This is a genomic window from Streptomyces sp. NPDC023541, assembly GCF_055559995.1.
In genome coordinates this window covers 1-16515 of record NZ_JBVHJO010000026.1, presented here as the reverse complement: position 1 = coordinate 16515, position 16515 = coordinate 1, and the positions used below count along the sequence as shown (strand labels likewise).

The 16515-nt window shown below is 70.7% G+C and carries 15 protein-coding genes; 4 read left to right on the top strand and 11 right to left on the bottom strand.

Annotated elements, in window-relative coordinates:
* Positions 1-167: 167 nt before the first annotated feature.
* Positions 168-599, bottom strand: a complete 432-nt coding sequence (locus ACZ3X1_RS35050) for an Hsp20/alpha crystallin family protein (RefSeq protein WP_467283299.1) — start codon at positions 597-599, stop codon at positions 168-170.
* A 623-nt stretch (positions 600-1222) separates the two neighbouring features.
* On the opposite strand from ACZ3X1_RS35050, the gene ACZ3X1_RS35045 reads away from it, so the two are divergent.
* Positions 1223-2650, top strand: a complete 1428-nt coding sequence (locus ACZ3X1_RS35045; protein WP_467283297.1) for a lipase maturation factor family protein — start codon at positions 1223-1225, stop codon at positions 2648-2650.
* An 838-nt stretch (positions 2651-3488) separates the two neighbouring features.
* On the opposite strand, the gene ACZ3X1_RS35040 is transcribed toward ACZ3X1_RS35045, so the two are convergent.
* Positions 3489-3923 carry a hypothetical protein gene (locus ACZ3X1_RS35040; RefSeq protein WP_467283295.1) on the bottom strand — a complete coding sequence of 145 codons (435 nt, stop codon included), beginning with the start codon at positions 3921-3923 and terminating at the stop codon, positions 3489-3491.
* Between the two features lie 515 nt (positions 3924-4438).
* A complete protein-coding gene (locus ACZ3X1_RS35035; protein WP_467283391.1) occupies positions 4439-5347 on the bottom strand; it encodes a GlxA family transcriptional regulator in 909 nt (302 codons plus the stop codon).
* 130 nt (positions 5348-5477) lie between these two features.
* Here ACZ3X1_RS35035 and ACZ3X1_RS35030 point away from each other — a divergent pair, with 130 nt between their 5' ends.
* Both ACZ3X1_RS35030 and ACZ3X1_RS35025 read left to right on the top strand, forming a co-directional pair.
* Entirely contained in the window at positions 5478-6071 is a 594-nt protein-coding gene (locus ACZ3X1_RS35030) for an MBL fold metallo-hydrolase (protein WP_467283293.1), read from the top strand.
* Between the two features lie 602 nt (positions 6072-6673).
* On the top strand, positions 6674-6964 hold the full coding sequence (locus ACZ3X1_RS35025) for a hypothetical protein (protein WP_467283292.1): 291 nt from the start codon (positions 6674-6676) through the stop codon (positions 6962-6964).
* 459 nt (positions 6965-7423) lie between these two features.
* Here the strand turns inward: ACZ3X1_RS35025 and ACZ3X1_RS35020 are convergent, their stop codons facing one another.
* The 5 genes from ACZ3X1_RS35020 to ACZ3X1_RS35000 form a co-directional block, all read right to left on the bottom strand.
* Positions 7424-8185, bottom strand: a complete 762-nt coding sequence (locus ACZ3X1_RS35020) for a hypothetical protein (RefSeq protein ID WP_467283290.1) — start codon at positions 8183-8185, stop codon at positions 7424-7426.
* Positions 8186-8416: 231 nt separating this feature from the next.
* Positions 8417-9058 carry an esterase/lipase family protein gene (locus ACZ3X1_RS35015; RefSeq protein WP_467283389.1) on the bottom strand — a complete coding sequence of 214 codons (642 nt, stop codon included), beginning with the start codon at positions 9056-9058 and terminating at the stop codon, positions 8417-8419.
* A gap of 438 nt (positions 9059-9496) precedes the next feature.
* Positions 9497-10084: a hypothetical protein gene (locus ACZ3X1_RS35010; RefSeq protein WP_467283288.1), complete on the bottom strand. Its 588-nt coding sequence runs from the start codon at positions 10082-10084 to the stop codon at positions 9497-9499.
* Positions 10085-10302: 218 nt separating this feature from the next.
* Entirely contained in the window at positions 10303-11910 is a 1608-nt protein-coding gene (locus ACZ3X1_RS35005) for a hypothetical protein (RefSeq protein ID WP_467283285.1), read from the bottom strand.
* A 238-nt stretch (positions 11911-12148) separates the two neighbouring features.
* A complete protein-coding gene (locus ACZ3X1_RS35000) occupies positions 12149-12682 on the bottom strand; it encodes a DUF4241 domain-containing protein (protein WP_467283283.1) in 534 nt (177 codons plus the stop codon).
* A 94-nt stretch (positions 12683-12776) separates the two neighbouring features.
* On the opposite strand from ACZ3X1_RS35000, the gene ACZ3X1_RS34995 reads away from it, so the two are divergent.
* A complete protein-coding gene (locus ACZ3X1_RS34995; RefSeq protein WP_390077400.1) occupies positions 12777-14042 on the top strand; it encodes a cation:proton antiporter in 1266 nt (421 codons plus the stop codon).
* Positions 14043-14345: 303 nt separating this feature from the next.
* On the opposite strand, the gene ACZ3X1_RS34990 is transcribed toward ACZ3X1_RS34995, so the two are convergent.
* From ACZ3X1_RS34990 to ACZ3X1_RS34980, 3 genes are all read right to left on the bottom strand, one after another.
* The gene (locus ACZ3X1_RS34990) at positions 14346-14630 is read right to left on the bottom strand and encodes a hypothetical protein (RefSeq protein WP_467283279.1); all 285 of its coding nucleotides are present in this window, start codon (positions 14628-14630) and stop codon (positions 14346-14348) included.
* Positions 14631-14829: 199 nt separating this feature from the next.
* On the bottom strand, positions 14830-15036 hold the full coding sequence (locus ACZ3X1_RS34985; RefSeq protein WP_467283277.1) for a hypothetical protein: 207 nt from the start codon (positions 15034-15036) through the stop codon (positions 14830-14832).
* 818 nt (positions 15037-15854) lie between these two features.
* Positions 15855-16313 carry a hypothetical protein gene (locus ACZ3X1_RS34980; protein WP_467283275.1) on the bottom strand — a complete coding sequence of 153 codons (459 nt, stop codon included), beginning with the start codon at positions 16311-16313 and terminating at the stop codon, positions 15855-15857.
* Between the last annotated feature and the right edge of the window lie 202 nt (positions 16314-16515).

The following is a 16515-nucleotide window of genomic DNA, read 5'->3' as shown; positions in this document are numbered from 1 at the left end:
CGTCGGCGCGCGCTCTGATCACGGCGGTGGGAGGCGGTGTTTCGGGCATGGCCGCCACCTCGCCCTCGTTCCTGGCCGGCTCGGCAGCTACGGAGGGAGGCCGGAGGGCGCCCCGAAAGGCGGCCGGCGCACCCTCCCGCGCCCTGCGTGTTCCTGCGGGGCGTCCGTCAGGCGTTGATCGCCTTGCGGGAGCCCTCTGCGGCCCTGATTTCGATCTTCCGAGGCGGCGCCTCGTCGACCACGGGGATGCTCAGCCTCAGTACGCCGGCTTCGTAGGACGCCTCGATGCGGTCGGTGTCCAGCGTCTCTCCGAGGAACAGCCGGCGGCTGAAGGTCCCGGAGGCGCGCTCCGCGATCAGCACGTCACTGCTCTGTGAGGAGGCGGTGGTTCGCCGCTCCGCCCTGATGCTGAGGACGTTCCGTTCGACGTCCAGGTCGATGGACTCGGGGTCGACCCCGGGCAGGTCCAGCTCGACGACGAAGGCCTCCCCCTCGCGGAAGGCGTCCATGGACATGGCTTCCGGCCGGGCCCCAGTACTCAGAAGCTGCTGAGTCAGCCGGTCCAGTTCCCGGAAAGGATCGGTCCGCATGAGCATCATCGCTCACTCCTTTCCCACTCGTCGCAGATGCACATGGCAACACCACCTATATAGCGCGCACTAAGAAAGTTGACAAGAGTCGACTCAAGCAGGCTGGGAGACGATCACATCGAAGGCACCGCGGCCACACCTCTGGTCGGGCCCCCGCGTCAGACCGGGCCCAAGCCCGAGTCGGTAGCTCCACCCTTGTTCGTGGACGAGCGCGCGCCAGGGTCCTGCGGCATGGCCGAGCGTGGCCGTGGAGTCGATTGCGAACGCTACGGGCCGGAGGTCACGCGTCGGCGACTCGACGGTATTACGTCGCCGCAGGGAAACCGGGGTCAGCGGATCCGCGCGGTTCGTCGCGCCAGGACTGCTCGGCCCATATGGTCTTGCCGGTCGAGTTGTGCCGGGTGCCTCAGCGCTTGGAGAGCCGACCGACCGGAAACAGGCCTCGGCCGCCTTCGCCCAGGTCGTGTGCCGGCGGGGGGGGTGAGGGGAGGTGGAACGGGCGGGCGCCCTCCGGCGCGGCCTCTGCACTGGCCGCCCGCCGGAGGGAAGGTGGAGGTGGGGAAGGCGAAGCGGATATCCCGGCACGCGGCCGGGATGGACGCGGGACGCAGGACGCCACGCCAGGAGGAGTCGTGGAGTGGTTCACGGACGGTGATTACTGGCTGAGCCGACTCGTGTTCCAGCGAGGTCTGGCCGTGCTCTATGCCATCGCCTTCCTGAGCACCGTCAATCAGTTCCGGGCGCTCATCGGTGAGCGCGGCCTGCTGCCGGTTCCGCGTTTCGTCGCGGCCGTTCCCTTCCGGAGATCGCCCAGCATCTTCCAGCTCCATTACTCCGACCGCTTCTTCGCGATCACCGCCTGGACGGGCACCGTGCTTTCCGTGGCGCTCGCCGTGGGCGCGGCCGACCGGGTACCGCTGTGGGCGTCGATGCTGATGTGGGCGGTGCTGTGGGTCCTCTACCTCTCCGTCGTCAACGTCGGTCAGACGTGGTTCGGCTTCATGTGGGAGTCGCTGCTGCTCGAAGCGGGCTTCTTGGCGATCTTCCTCGGGAACGAGGACGTGGCGCCTCCGGTGCTGGTGCTGTTCCTGCTGCGCTGGCTGCTGTTCCGGTTGGAGTTCGGCGCCGGACTGATCAAGCTGCGTCACGATCCGTGCTGGCGCGACCTGACCTGCTTGCACTACCACCACGAGACCCAGCCGATGCCAGGCCCCCTGACCTGGTTTTTCCACCGCTTGCCCCGGCCGCTGCACCGGGTCGAGGTCGCGGCCAGCCACGTCGCGCAGCTCGTCGCTCCGGTCATGCTGTTCGCGCCACAGCCGATCGCGAGCGTGACCGCCGGGTTCATCGTCGTCACGCAGCTCTGGCTCGTGGCGTCGGGAAACTTCGCATGGCTCAACTGGCTGACCATCCTCCTCGCCGTCACCGCGATCGACGGCGCGCGAGCCGCAGACGCGCTGGGCCTGTCCGAGCCCCCTGCCTTTGCCGCCCCGCCGAGCTGGTACGAGAGCACGGTGCTCGTCGTCACCGGCCTCATGGCGCTGCTCAGCTACTGGCCGGTACGCAACCTGTTCTCCCGCCACCAGGTCATGAACTACTCCTTCAACCCCTTCCACCTGATGAACACCTACGGAGCCTTCGGCAGCATCGAGCGCACGCGCTACGAGGTGGTGCTCGAAGGCACCGACGAACCGGAGATCAGCGACGACACGGTGTGGCAGGAGTACGAATTCAAGGGCAAGCCCGGTGACGTGCGCCGCATGCCCCGGCAGGTGGCCCCCTACCACCTGCGGCTCGACTGGATGATGTGGTTCGCGGCAATCTCACCCGCATACGCCAGGCCCTGGTTCACGGCCTTCCTCGTCAAACTGCTCGACAACGACCCGGTCGTCCTCAAGCTGCTGCGTCACAACCCCTTCCCGTCGTCCCCGCCCACGTTCCTGCGCGCCCGCCTCTACCGCTACCGCTTCACCGACCGCCACGAGTTGCGAGAAACCCGCGCCTGGTGGCACCGCACCTTGGTGGGGGAATACGTCCCCGCCGTCACCAAGGCAGGATGAGGCCTTCCCGTCCCGCCCCTGGCTGCCGGACGGGCGCCTCACATGATGGGCTCCGCGGGAAGGGCGAGCCGGATGCCGCGAGTCCGGGCGGGATGGCGGCGGAAGCGAGGTACTTGCGCCGGCCACTGTCCGGTGAGGGTCCCCGAAGAACGCGCGGGCAACCCACCGCGGGACCGGCTCGTACGACCGCCTCATCCGCGGCGGCTTTCGTTCCATCAACGGGCATCGTTCGTGCTCCGCCTCATCCGCGGCAAGTTCCCAGCGCGGCTGCGCCGCGTGTACAACGGGGTGGAGCTCCAGGACGCCCCCTGACGGAGACTTTCACGGTCAGCTGAAAGTGGAAGGGCAGGAAGGAGTCCCCCCACAACCACCGGATCACCCGCAAGTCGGCGTGTCTGCGTGCGCTGGCTGAACCGGCGCGGCGTGCGTCCTCATCACGGTCAGGACAGCGGACTTCGGGCTGGGGCGGCGGCGCCTCCACCGGCAGACCCTCGCCGACCGTGAGCGCACGCTGGGGCCGGACCACCCCCGCACCCGCCGCAGTCGCGACAACCTCGCCCGGCTCGGAACCCAGGCGCCAACCGAGCGGACCGGTCGACAGCGTTGGGGGGATTTCAGGAGCCGAAGGGGCACGGATGAGTAGTCCTGGATCCGGGCCAGACGGCCGAAGACGGCCGTCTGGATGAGGCGTCGACCCCATCAGGCTCCGTTGGGTGATGTCACACGCTCGTGGCTCCTTTGAGGTGGTTGCACGGCTCCCATGCCACGCACACGCCCCCCGGACGCCGCCAGATGGCGGGGCTCCACCCCGGGGGGAAAGGAGACGCCGATCGACGGGTCAGCCGAACGGGACGTAGCTCTCTCCGTTGAGGAACAGGTACCCCTGGGGGCCGATCCCCCACAGGTAGTTCTGCGCTCCACCCTCGGTGGAGATGGTGAGCTGGTTTCCCTCGACCGTGAAGCGGCCGACGGTGCTCGTGCCCCAGATGTCCATCCTGCACGAGCCGTCCGGGTAGAAGCTGTACACCGAGGACTTGAAGCCGTCAGAGCTGCCTCCGCTCCAACTTCCGATCAGCGCGGCCGGAACGCCGGTCCCCCCGCCCCGGTCGTCGGAGACGCCGCCGCCCGACACACCAGGACCGTCGTAGCCACCAGTGCCACCAGTGCCACCCCCGCCCCCGCCCCCGCCCCCACTCCCGTTGCAGGCGCCGAGGGTGAGCAGTGCGCAGAGCAGCGCGCCGGATACTGCCGCCGAGCGTCGGGCCTTGCTCATGGAACCTCCAGGCGCTGCGGTGAGCGTTCAGCCCACCGTCGATCCAGCTGCGTCCGAGCGCAAGGAGACGACAGAAAGTAGCGCATAGCGACCGGTTCTGACCGTCCGAGCCATGCCTCCGGACCGTAGGCAAGCCGACCGGCCAAGCCAACGATGTAGTGCGTGTTGACATCCGGTGCCACCGCCGAAGTGCATGGTGCCGGGGAGTCGACTCCCTCAACAGCGTCGGGCGCCTGTGCCCGCCGAGGGCGTCAGGCCGCCGGCGGCCAACACGTCCTTGAGGGGGCATGAGCGGCTCCACACCCGTTCTGCGTAGTCGTAGGCGGCCACCACCGGGACCGCCCGGATACCGGAGCCCCGTACGTCCTGCTGGGGGGGCGAGTGAGCTGCTCTCCAACGGCTGTCGGCACGCGGGCGACGTCCCCGGCCTCCATGGCTTCGTCCGCGGCTGCCGCATCACCGTCGTGGCGTCCGACCACTCGCCCCTCGCCGCCCGACTGGCCCGTCATGTTCGTTTACGGCGTGTTGGTAAAAGAGCGGCGGTAGGAGCGGGGCGGCACTCCTCGGCGGCGCACGAACTGTTCCCGCAGGATGGCCGCACTTCCGTACCCGACGCGGTGGGCGATCTCCTCGACGGGCAGGTCCGTGGTCTCCAGTAGCTCCTCGGCGCTGCTCAGACGCAGGTTCCGCAGCCAGGCGTGGGGGGGGGTGCCGGTCGCGGCGGTGAAGCGGCGGGCGAAGGAGCGTTTGCTCATCACGGCACGCCGGGCCAGTTCCGCGACGGGAAGCGGCTCGTGCAGGTTCGCGCGGGCCCACGCGAGTACCTCGGCGAGTCGCTCGTCGCCGCAGTCTTCTGGGACGGGGGCGGCCAGGTACTGTGCCTGCCCGCCGTCGCGGTGGGAGGGCAGCACCGCGTCACGGGCCACCGCGTTGGCCACCGCGGCTCCGTACTCCCTCCGCAGCAGGTGCAGGCAGAGGTCGAAGCCCGCGGCGGCTCCGGCGCCCGTGAGGATGTGTCCTTCGTCGATGTAGAGGGCGTCGGGTTCTACGGAGACTTCGGGGTGGTGGCGGGCGAGCAGTTCGGCGAACCGCCAGTGGGTGGTGGCCCGGCGGCCGTCGAGCAGTCCGGCGGCAGCCAGCGCGAATACGCCGACGCAGTGGGCCGCAACCAGCGAGCCGCGCTCGTGTGAGGCCGACAGCGCGTCGAGTACAGCGGGAGCGGGTGGCGTGCGGAACCCGGCCCACGGCAGGGCGATCACAAGATCGGCTGAGGCGAGCCGGTCCAGGCCGTGCGCGATGGTGAGCGGCACGCCCAAGTCAGTGGGGACCGGCCCGGGCCGGTCTGTACACAAGGTGAAGTCGAAGCCGGGCAGTTCCTCACCGTGCGGGCCGAAGACCTCGGTGACGATGCCGACCGCGAGCATGCCGACTCCGGGCGGGGCGTATGCGGCGACGGACACGAAGGGAGGCACGCGTGCAGTGTGGCACTAATCCTGCGATCAGTGGCAGCTGTGCCACTCGTGAACGACCGGCCTGGCCACAAGGATTGGGGACATGACAGACGCACCGCTCGGCCGCAGCGCCGTGTACACGATCCTGACCACCGGATACGTCGGCTCCACCGGCCCTGGAGTCGCCGCTACCGTTTCCTACATATCCGACGCCGGCCGACATGTGATCTTCGATCCGGGCATGGTGGCGAGTCCCGACCTCATCCTCGCCCCGCTCGCCGGGTTGGGGCTCGAGCCCGACGACATCACCGATGTGGTGCTCAGCCACCACCACCCCGACAACATTATGAACGTGGGCCTGTTCAGGCAGGCCCGGGTGCACGATCACAAGGTGGAATACCTGGGCGATCAGTGGACAAACCGGGATGCCGAGGGCTACGAACTGACCCCGTCACTACGGCTGATCCGCACTCCGGGCCACAGCACCGAGGACATCACCCTGCTGGCCGGCACGGACACGGGCGTGGTCGCCTTCGCCGGTGACCTGTGGTGGCACGCGAACGGCCCGGCGGACGACCCGGTAGCCCCCGACCGTGAGGTGTTGCGCGCCTCCCGTCTCCGGGTGCTGGCGGCCGCGGACCTGATCGTGCCCGGCCACGGCGGCCCGTTCAGGGCGGACGACACCACGCCACGCTAGTCGTCCTGGTCGGGATTCCGTTCAGAGTCTGCCCCCGCGCCGCGTATGCGTTGAAGCGCACCTGACCGCACATCTGGTCGCCCGTTCCTTTCGAGCGGAGCGTGGGGGGACAGCAAGAACGGCAAGGAAGGCTGTCGCCGCGGGCGTGCGGCTGACGCGGCCGCGGATGACATGGTCGACGCGGGCCGGCGCGTCAGTGACCTCGATGGCGGTAACGCCGGTGAGCTGAGACGCACGCGCGTCGGGGAGCATGGCGATGCCACCAGCCGCTGCCCGACCAGGCGGGCCAGGCGCTCCACGCCTGATTTGTCGTCAAGAGGCCAGCCCCGGTATTGGGGCCGGGTCCGTGGTCATCGGGTCGGGTGTCCACTGCGGAGTCAGGCCGTGCTCGCTGCGCTCTGCACGCCGGTAGTACCACCACTCGTGCATCTGCGCGCCGGGGCGACTGCCCTTGCCCACGAGCTCGTCAACGGAAGAATCAGTCAGCCGCGGAGCTGATCACCCGTCCGCGTTGGCCCCTCGCAAGGAAATGAACCCTGTCCATAGGTGAGACAGGGAAGCGTGCAGGACGTGCGATCGCGATCGGTGCGACCTGCGCCGCAGTGGTTGTCGCAGCGGCCTCACCTGCGCAGGCTGCTGCCGCGCCCAAGACGAACAGCCTGACCGACGCCTACGCCGCGCCGACGCCGCACTCCCAGCTCATCGGCGGAATCTGGAGCGGTGCGCCCGTCACGATGTACTGCTGGGTGGACAACGTGTGGTCCAACGGCACGAACCGCTGGTTCCGAGTCCAAGGCGCGGGCTACAGCCCCTGCACCGGCCGCCCGATCATGGTCGTCGGCTACGTACCAGCCACCAAGATCGTGAACCAAATCCGCGTCGGACACTGCTGACCACCCCACACACCCCCCTCCACCAGCAAGCAGCACCACCGCCCCTCGCCCTGTTCCTGACACATGGCAGTGGGCGGCAACCCCCGCCCCTGGGGGCCGCCCACGGTCACACCGAATCCCTCCTGCCCCGACGGACAACCGCCCGCCGGCCGGGCGCTCCCTTCGCGACGACGGCGGCGCCGAGACTCCTCATTTCCGGGGGCTGCGGGAAACTATGACGACTGCCGTGCCACGGTCACCAGAGCTCGCCGTCGTCGACAGGGTGGACGTTGCCCGATGGCGCGAAAGGCCAGGCGCAGGCCTCAGGATCTCGGCGAGAACGAGCAGGCCATCGTCGCCGAATGGTTGTGTGACCGTGTGTCCGAGCTGCACCAGCAAGCCGGAGACCGCCGCCTGCACGATGGCCATCATGCTGTCACCCGAAGCTTCGGGCTGCTCGGCCGTCCAGGTGATCAGGACTCACTGTTTCGTCAGGAGCAGCCCGGGAAGCGCAATGACCGGAGCCGCCTGGTTGCCGCCGACGATGCGCACCCAGGTCTCCGGTCCGCCCGGGATGCACGCCAGCGCGCCCTCACGATGTAGCCACATCTGAACGGAAGTCGACATCTGCGGGTAGTCGAAGACCCAACTGCCCTGTTCCGTGCACGTGCCGACCCGCAGGGTGTACTGGCCACCCTGCCCGGGCGCCGTCTGCTCGCCCAGGGTCAGGGACGCAGCGTCCTTCGAGGCGGTCCACACTCCCGGATAGTCCGTGTACGGCCCGGAGCAGGAGCCGCAGACCGCCGCCACCAGCGCGACGACGGCGATTGCGACTGCGGCGCGGGATGGCTGGATCGACAGCCCCGTCGGGCTGCCCGTGCACAGGACCGTGGCCGCGCACGAGGCGGCCATCGCGACGGCGCACCAGACGACCCAGGTCCCCGTGCCCGCCCTGACCAGCATGACCAGGAGTGCGAGCGCGAGGATCCACGAGGCGGCAGCCCGGCAGACGGCAGTAGCGTTCCGGGCATTGCGCAGCGTCAACACCACGATCACGATCGGCAGGACCGCCAGGGTCATGGCAAGGAGCATTGCGCACGCCAGGACGAGGGTCCCGTCCCATGTCGGCAGCAGCATGGTGGTGTCCGCCAAAGCGAACGTCCCCGCCAGGCCTGCGACCTCCACCGCGAGCGCCGACCACTGCACGACGGCGAGCCAGCGGCCTGTCGCTTCTTCCCCCACCAAAGCCCCCACGATTTGAGCACGTTCAATTAGTGGGGTGCATGCTACTGGAACCGGCCACCCTGTCGAGGGTGCGGGCGGAATCCGATGGTCCGCGGGCAGTGGCCGACGGGGTTGCCCGCTGCCGAGGGCCCCCCGCGCCGTACCTCCCCTGGCTGGGCAGGACCCGCCGCAGCCCTGGGGAGGAACAGACCTGTCCCCGTCACACCGGGGAACGGCAGGAGCGGGGCACTACCGGATGTGTGCCTTGACCTCGTCGTAGACACCTTCGTCGGTGCGCAGTTCGCTGTGGCCCAAGCAATCGGTGGTGCGGTTGAGTGCCCCGGTCAGAGTGACGCTTCCTTGGGGGTTGATGACCTGGTCGCAGGGGGAGCGCCAGGTGGCATAGCGCGTGGCGCCCGGGGTCTCGTCACCCGCGTTGAGGTCGTTGAGGAAGGTGGAGCCCGGTCGCATCTCGACGCATGGAGCGCCGGCGCACAGGCGGGCGGCGTGGGTGCCGTGGTTGGGGCCCGCCAGGGAAACCCACGCGTCGACCTTGTCCGCGCCGCCCAGGTGCTTGAGGTAGTGGCGGGAGGACAGGGAGCCCATCGAGTGGGTGACGATGTCGACCTTGGTGGCGCCCGTACGACTCAGGACACGGTCGATCTCCTCGGCAAGCTCCTCGGCGGTGGTGGCATTGGACTGTGTGTAGTTGTAGCTCCACTGGTCCAGGTGGCTCTGCGGCCAGCCGTCGGTCTGGAGTCGGGCGGCCATGGACTGCCACGGTGAAGGGTCCGGGTTCCAGCCGTGCACGAACACGACCGGATCGGGGGTGAGCGCCTTGGCCTGGATGCCATGCGCGGGTGCGGTAGAGGCGGTGGGAAGCAGCGGCATGAGGGCAAGGAGGAGTACCTGCGCGCTCCGTACCAGTTCTTTGATCACGCCCCGGTGTGTAGCGTGCCGCCGGGCTGATCCTGAAGGGCGCTCCCCGCGTACTCACTCGCCCGGAGTCAGGAATTCACCGCAGAAACGTGACGGCGCAGGACGGCCAACTTCACGCCGCCGGGCCCGGCTGCCTCCCCTTGCTCCGGTGACGACCTGGGGGGGGGGAGCCGCGGGGCCGGCACGGGAGCACATCCTGCTTCCGGCCCTCACGCCCCACCTGCAAGCCCGTCCGCTCCTCCGGGCGCCCGGGCCGCATCCGCTCTGTTCAGCTGCGGCCGGCCACCGCCACACCGCCGGACCTGGAATCAGGTGGGACAAGCGCTCCCGCACAGAGCCGGCCAACTCGGCCGGGCCAAGGCGCCGGGAGGGTGGGCTTCTCTGCGAGGGTCAGCCGATGCGGACGGTGATCTCGGGGAGGGGTATGTCGGCAAGGTTCAGCTGGAGCCCGGTCAGGGTCAGGTAGGTCTGCGAGTCGGTCAAGGTGGAGGTGGTGGACGGCGCCTGGGTCTTTCCGCGCGTGCTCACCAGCAGGTACCAGCCCCCGCGCTTGTAGCTGCGGGAGGCGTCGGAGCGGTCGCCGTTCGGGTTCGGGTTCAGCGTCCAGCCTTGGCGTTCCAGGTCGGCGCCGATCGCGTTCATCTCCGCTTGCGCGGCGGTGTTCTCGCGGACGGCCACCCAGCCCGTCCTGTTCGAGTTGGCGCCGGCCGCGACGGTCGGGCGGCCCTGCGACGGGTCGAGGCCCGCCGCGCTGACCGCGGTCCGGATCACCTCGTCCACGGCGTCCCGTGTGAGGGGCGGTGACGTGGACTCCGGTGTGGGCGCCGCCGTGGACGGGGACGGCGTCGGCACGGGCGCGCCCAGGTGGATGCGCCCGTCGTCGTACATCTGGATGTGGTCCGGCAGGACCCCGGCGGCCAGGCTCACGATCAAGGCCGTGGCCAGCCCGATCCACACCCTCTTCAACAGCGCGTTCAACGCGAAACTCCCCCCGAGTGATCATTCAGAGGGAGTCTCACACATACTCCTCGGGGCGTCCGGCGCCCGGTCCGGATCGGGCGGTGGACAGGGCGCGTTCAGCGGCACCCCGGACGGGTCGGCCGCCGGCCGCGTGCGGCCGGCGCCGTCCCCGCCGCCGGTACAGCGCTGCCTGCCCGGCATGACCACCTGCGGCCCCCACGTCTTGGTGGAGACCGTCAGCCCCGGGACCCCGAGCCCTCGGGCTTCACGGCCCCGCGTCCCGAACGGCCACCGGGTCCGGGGCCGGGCCTCGGGTCGGTCGCCGGGGAACCGGGCCGTGCGGCGGGACCGAGATAGGCGCGGTAGCCGTTCATTCCCGGCAGTTCCGGCAGCTCGTACGGGCGCCAGGTGCGGGCCCAGGCGGGTACCGGCGCGCGGCCCGTGACCAGCACAGCGGTCGGCCGGGTACGGGCGAGGGCGGCCAGGGCGGCGGCGCTGATACTGCCGTCGTGGCCGCCGTAGAGCTGGCGGGAGGCGCACCCTGTACGGAAACCGACCCGGACGGCCTCCTCGCCGCTGACCACGCACGGCGCACGCATGCCCTGGCGGCGCAGCGCGTCTGCCACGGCGCCGAAGGCCGCATGGGTCGTACGACTGCGGGCGGCCAGCTGGGCGGTGATCATCAGTTGGAGCGTAAGGTGCGCGGCCAGCGCGAGGCAGATGGTGCCGAAGCAGACGGGCTTGGAGCGGGCGGCGGCGAACAGGCGGGCGAGGGCCACGCCCACCGGGAGCGAGAGCAGCGCGTACGCGGGAAGCAGGAAGCGGGGGGCGGCGTACCCCACGAACAGCAGGTAGGGGGTCGCCATCGACAGCCCGGTCACGGCGGCGACGGCCGTCGCACGGCCGTGCGTCCGGCCGCTCCGGTAGGCGATGGCCACGCCTGCCGCGGCGAACAGGGGCAGGGACAGCCACCACAGGGAGGTGACCGGCTGGGTCCACGGGATGTCGCAGGGGCGGCAGAGTGTGCGGCCGCCGAGGGCGCGCAGGTGGTCGCCGAACGAGGGACTCCAGCCCAACCCGCCCTGGATCTCGCCGGCGCGGTGGAGGCGGGCCAGGAGGCCGCCGTAGTGCAGCCGGGCCTCCACGATCCAGGGCGCGGCGCCGAGTGCGGCCCCCGCCGCGAGCGCCACCAGGCGGGCGGGCTTGTGCGGGCCGGGCAGCAGAGCTGTCGCGCAGGCCGTCGGGAGGACGAGCCACACGGCGTCCGAGGGTCGCATGAGGGCGGCAAGGGCGACTGCGACGGTGATCCCGGCGAGCGCGAGGCGGTCGCCGGGATCGCGGGCGGCTCTCAGGGCACAGCCCGTGGCCGCCAGCGCGGCGATGGCCACCCAGAGGTTGGGCATGGCCTGCGGGCCGTAGAACAGGCTGACCCACAGGCCGGCGAAGAGCGCTCCGGCCAGAGTGAGGGCGTGCAGGGGCAGCAGCCTGCGCCAGGCCCACAGTGCCGCCAGGAGGCCCGCTGCCGAGAGCAGGGCGAGGAAGACCCGCAGGGCGGGCACGGAGGGGGTGAGCGCCACGAGGGGGGCCACGAGGTAGCTGATCCCGCGGGCGCGCGGGGCGCTGAAGAACGCGGCTGGGATGTCCGGCGAGACCTGGCTGACGTAGACGGTCTCGTCCCACCCGAGCCCGGTGCCGGGCGCCATGAACGCCATCTGGGCCAGCGCGTAGGCGGCGGCGACGCTGCCCAGCGCGGCAAAGTCCTTTCGGCGCGGCCTTTGTGGGGGGCGCTCGGCGCCGCGGCCATCCGGTGGGCTGGGCGCCGTGACGGAACGTTGGGCGGCCATGGGCCGGACCTCCCGAGGAGCGGTGGCAGAAGCACCGCCACGCTGACGCGTGCGGCGGCCCTTCGCCAGTCGACTCGGGCACCCGGCTCAACCGGTCCGTTCGCAGCGGCTGCGGATCTCGTGTATGTGGTAGTCGGGCCCGACCCGGGGCGAGGTGGCGGCGCAGGGGCAGCGCCGTTGGCGGGCACGCCAACGGGAAGCGAGCGCCTTCGAGCCGGACGTCGACGCAGACAGCCTCTCAAGGGGCGGACCGGTCCACCCCCACAGGATGGACGCCGTCGCCGCCGGTGCACATGACCGCCAGGTCCGCGCCCGGGCTGCCGCCGTCGAGGTGCATGCCGGCTCCGCAATCCGCGAGCTGTCGGCCTTCGGGAACCTGCCGGTTCGCCGGCTCCAGCTGGTCCCGCAGATCCTGCCGAACCCCGGCATCGGCGAAAGCGCCCGTTGCCCCGTCCGTGCCGAAGCCGAAGGCTCCTGCGGTGAACGCCGACCGGAGCGTGTCGTCACCCGGCGGCCCGAGCGCCATCTCCCAGGCCGCCACGGTGGCGTCGCCGAGCTGCAACCGGACGGCCGCAACCTCCTCGCACGACCCATGGCCCTGATCTGTGACCTCGACCAGAGGCGCCTTCACCGGGTACGTGCCCCCGGCGACACGGCCACCCTGATGCTCGGCGCCTCGTCCCAGCCCTGTGGGCAGGCCACCGCGCTCCCCCGCTTGGGGGAGCTGCGCGGGACCTCCGTTGTGGTGACGGACGGGGCGGATCGTGACCATGGCGGCCGCCCGACAGCCGCGGGAGGGGACGACACCCCGCCACGCCTCCGCCGCCCGCCGTGTGAAGGTGTCCGGTTGGGACAGTATGGGAGGGGTGACGCTCTCCGATGCGGTGTACCTGGCCTTGGGGATCGGTGCGCTCGGCGCGGCCGTCCTGCCCCGGCTCGTCTTTCGCCGGCCACTGTCCATGCCGATGGTGTTCCTCGCCGCCGGCGCCCTCGTGGCGGTGCTGCCGTTCTCGGTGCCGGTGGTTGATCCGCAGCGGCAGCGGCTGTGGGTGGAGCACGCCACCGAGGTGTGCGTGATCGTGTCCCTGATGGGAGCCGGGCTGGCCCTCAACCGGGCGGTCGGCCGACGCAGCTGGATGGGCACGTGGCGGCTGCTCGGCATCAGCCTGCCTCTGACGATCGCCGGGATGGCTGTGATCGCGGCCGTCGTGCTCGACTGGCCGCTCGCGCCGGCGCTGTTGCTGGGGGCGGTGTTGTCGCCGACTGACCCGGTGCTCGCGGCGGAGGTGCGGGTGGGTGAGCCGACCGACGAGGACGACGACGAGGACGAGGTCCGGTTCTGCCTCACCTCCGAAGCAGGCCTGAACGACGGACTCGCCTTCCCGTTCGTGCTCGCCGCCCTCGCCCTCGCCGCGGTCCCCGCCGGGCAGTCCGCGACCGCCTGGATCACGAACTGGGTTCTCGTCGACGTCCTGGCCCGGATCGCGATCGGGGTGACCGTCGGCCTTCTGGCGGGATGGCTGCTGGGGCTGATGTTCTTCCGGGCCCGCCCTTCGGCTTTGCGGCTCTCCGAGCACATGGAGGGGTTCGTCGCCCTCGGTGCCACGTTCACGGCGTACGGAGCGACCGAACTGCTGCGGGGCTACGGATTTCTGGCCGTCTTCGTCACCGCCTGCACGATCCGGGCAGCCGAACGCAGCCACGGCTACCACAAGGTCCTGCACGAGTTCACCGAGCAGATCGAACGGCTGCTGACCGCCTTTCTGCTCTTCCTCCTCGGCGGCTACCTCGTCGCGGACGCTCTGCCGTCGCTCACCTGGCGGGAAGCCGTGGTGGCACTGGTGCTCGTCCTGATCGTCCGGCCCGCCGCCGGCTGGGCGGGCCTGCTGGGCAGCGCGGCCGGCCGTCGTGAACGCATCGTCACGGCCGTGTTCGGGATCCGCGGTATCGGCTCCTTGTTCTACCTCGCCCACGCCCTCGGACAGAGCGACCACTTCGGCTCTCACGAACGGCAGCTTTGGGCCGTCGTCACTTTCACCGTCATGCTGTCCGTCCTCCTGCACGGCGCCACCGCCACCCCCGTCATCCACCGCCTGGACAGGCTCCGTGACGTCTCCCCCGCGCCTCCGTGAGCCGGGCGTGATCTCGGCGGTAACGGAACACTCGGGCCGGGGGGTACCGCCCCTTCGTGGTGCTTCGAGGGTTGCCCTCCACCCGCTCAATGCGGCCCCGATGTCGGATCCGACCAGTACGGGGCCACCTTCACGGCCGCCACCTGGTCAGGCGCGTCCGTCCACTGGACACTTCGCCTGTCACCGGCACACCGGCACACCGGCCGGCACGTCGACGGTGCAGTTGACCGGGCAGCGGCTGACGCAGCCGCCGAGAGTGAGCGCGCCGCGGGCACGCGCCGGGGTGGTTTCCAGGCCGGCCCCTCACGACTCCACGTCGCGGACCGCGATCAGTTCGACCGCTGCCCCAGAAGATTCCAGCAGGGGTGCGGCGGCGGCACGCCGGGGGTCAGCCCGGTACGCATCGAGGTGTTCGGGGGCAGGAAAGGTCACGAGGTGGGCCTCAAACCGGTCGTCCGGAGTGCGCAGCCTTCGCTGGAGGTGCCCTCCGTGCTCGGCGAGGAGCGGCAAGACGGCGCTCTCGTAGGCGTCGAACGCCTCCATGCCTCCTTCCGGTAGCCGCGCGAGCATCAAGTAGGTGACGGTCATGACTCCCCACACACAGCGTTCCGAGGACAGTTGTCTTCCGAGACCAGCGGGGGACGCGCCCCCGCAACACCGGGCTGTCAGCGCCCCTCGGGGGCGCCCACGAGGACTGCACCCGAGCACCTCAGCCGCAGAGCGCCCGGCTTCCGCGCGCCGGCGTTGGATGCGAGCGCCGAGTAGCGGCCCCGCGGTCGGCGCGACTTCAGATCTCGTCGCCTTCCGGCGGGGCCGGTTCGGCCGGCGGTCCGGCGGCAAGCAGTCGTTCGACGGCGGCAGTTACGTGGACGGCGAGGTCGGCCGCGTCCGGCTCGGCTTCCGCAGCGCCGTCCACGTAGTTCACGATCGCGGCTTCGATGACCGTACGCAGGGCTTCGCTGTCGGTACCGGTCGTGGGGACGGGGTGGTTCATGGGCTGCTCCTCGGCACGGGACGGGGCCGGGCGGTCGGGTCAGGTCAGGTCAGGTCGGGCCATGCCAGGCCGGCGAACGCGCCCATCCTCCCTCATTCTTCGGCGGGCCGCCTGGGTGGAGGTTCAGCGCAACAGGCGGACGAGACAAGCCCCGAGCGGGGGCGCGGTCAGCCGCCGCATCCTCGCCCCGGCAGCGCCGGCCTGCGGGCTGATCAGGCCGACGCCCGGGGTACAGGCGGGTCAAGGACCTCTGCGGCGGCGCACCGTCGGCGGGCGTACCCCGGTTGCGCCAGCCGCCTCCGGGGCCTCCTGGCGGTGCTCAACGCTCGGCAGGTCGTGGTGGACGGCCGGCGGGCCGCGGACGGCGGAGCAGACCCCACCACCACTCGTCGATCGTCTCGCGGGGGCCATTCCGGGCTCTCGCGGGTCGCGCAGCAAGTGCTGTCAGCCGTCCCGGACGATGACCAGGCGGTCATGGGGCCGGTGACCTGACAGATGCCGCCGGATGGAGCGGCTGCGGCCGTTCCTGCCATTCTGCCGTTCAGGGACGGCCGTAGCGGCTGGTGGCGGGGTCCCCCTGCGGACGACGGCCGGGCCGCCGCCCCCGCGCCGAGACCTTGCGGGCGCGTGGGCGTCCGAGCGGTCGCTGTGGGACACCGCGTGGTCCTCCGCGTCCTCCGCGTGGCCGGGCGACAGGGGGACGTCCCCGGCAGCGGGCGCGCGTCCGGGCGCCTGGTCGCGGGCGGTGGTGCAGGCGGGAACACGGGATTCAGGTACGGCCGGCGCCCCAGCACGGCCCCTTCCTATGAGGAATCCTGTTACGCCTCCGGCTTTGCCGCAGCGACCGGGTCCTCTGACTCGTACCAGGGCCGGAGCTGCAGGTACCTCGCCTTCATGGCCGGCCCGAGATGCCTCTCGATCCCGAACCCGGGCTCCCCCTCGTACGGAAGGTCGTAGAGGAACGACGTCACGATGACCTCGATCGCACCCGGCACGCGACGCCGCGTCTCCTCCTCCAGGAACGCCAGGACCCCGCGCCAGGCAGGACCGTCCGGGTCACCCTCCCCCAGATACGAGCGCACGGTGTCCTGCACGACGTCCCAGAAGAACACGTGCGCGAGCACCCCGTTCTCGTTGCACACGTGGCACTCGTAGGCGTCCTCGAATCCGGGCACCTGGGCAACCAGATCGTCCACGAGCCGTACACCGGCAGCAGCCTTCTCGGGAACCCCGTGCGCCTTGCGGTCTCTTCGCTCGTCGTTGTCACCGGCCGTCATGTGCCGGGACGCTATCCGATCGCATGTGGTGGTCGGCCGTGGAGGTAGCAGACCGTGGCAGTCGCCCCTCGCCACGCGCCCCTCGCCCCTCGCCCCTCGCCCCTCGCTACGACTGTGAGGATGTTCGGGTGCCGCTCCACGCGGTGGCCTGACTCGCGCTACGACTGGCCCTGGTGCCTTGCGTTTGATCTGTCGGCCACCG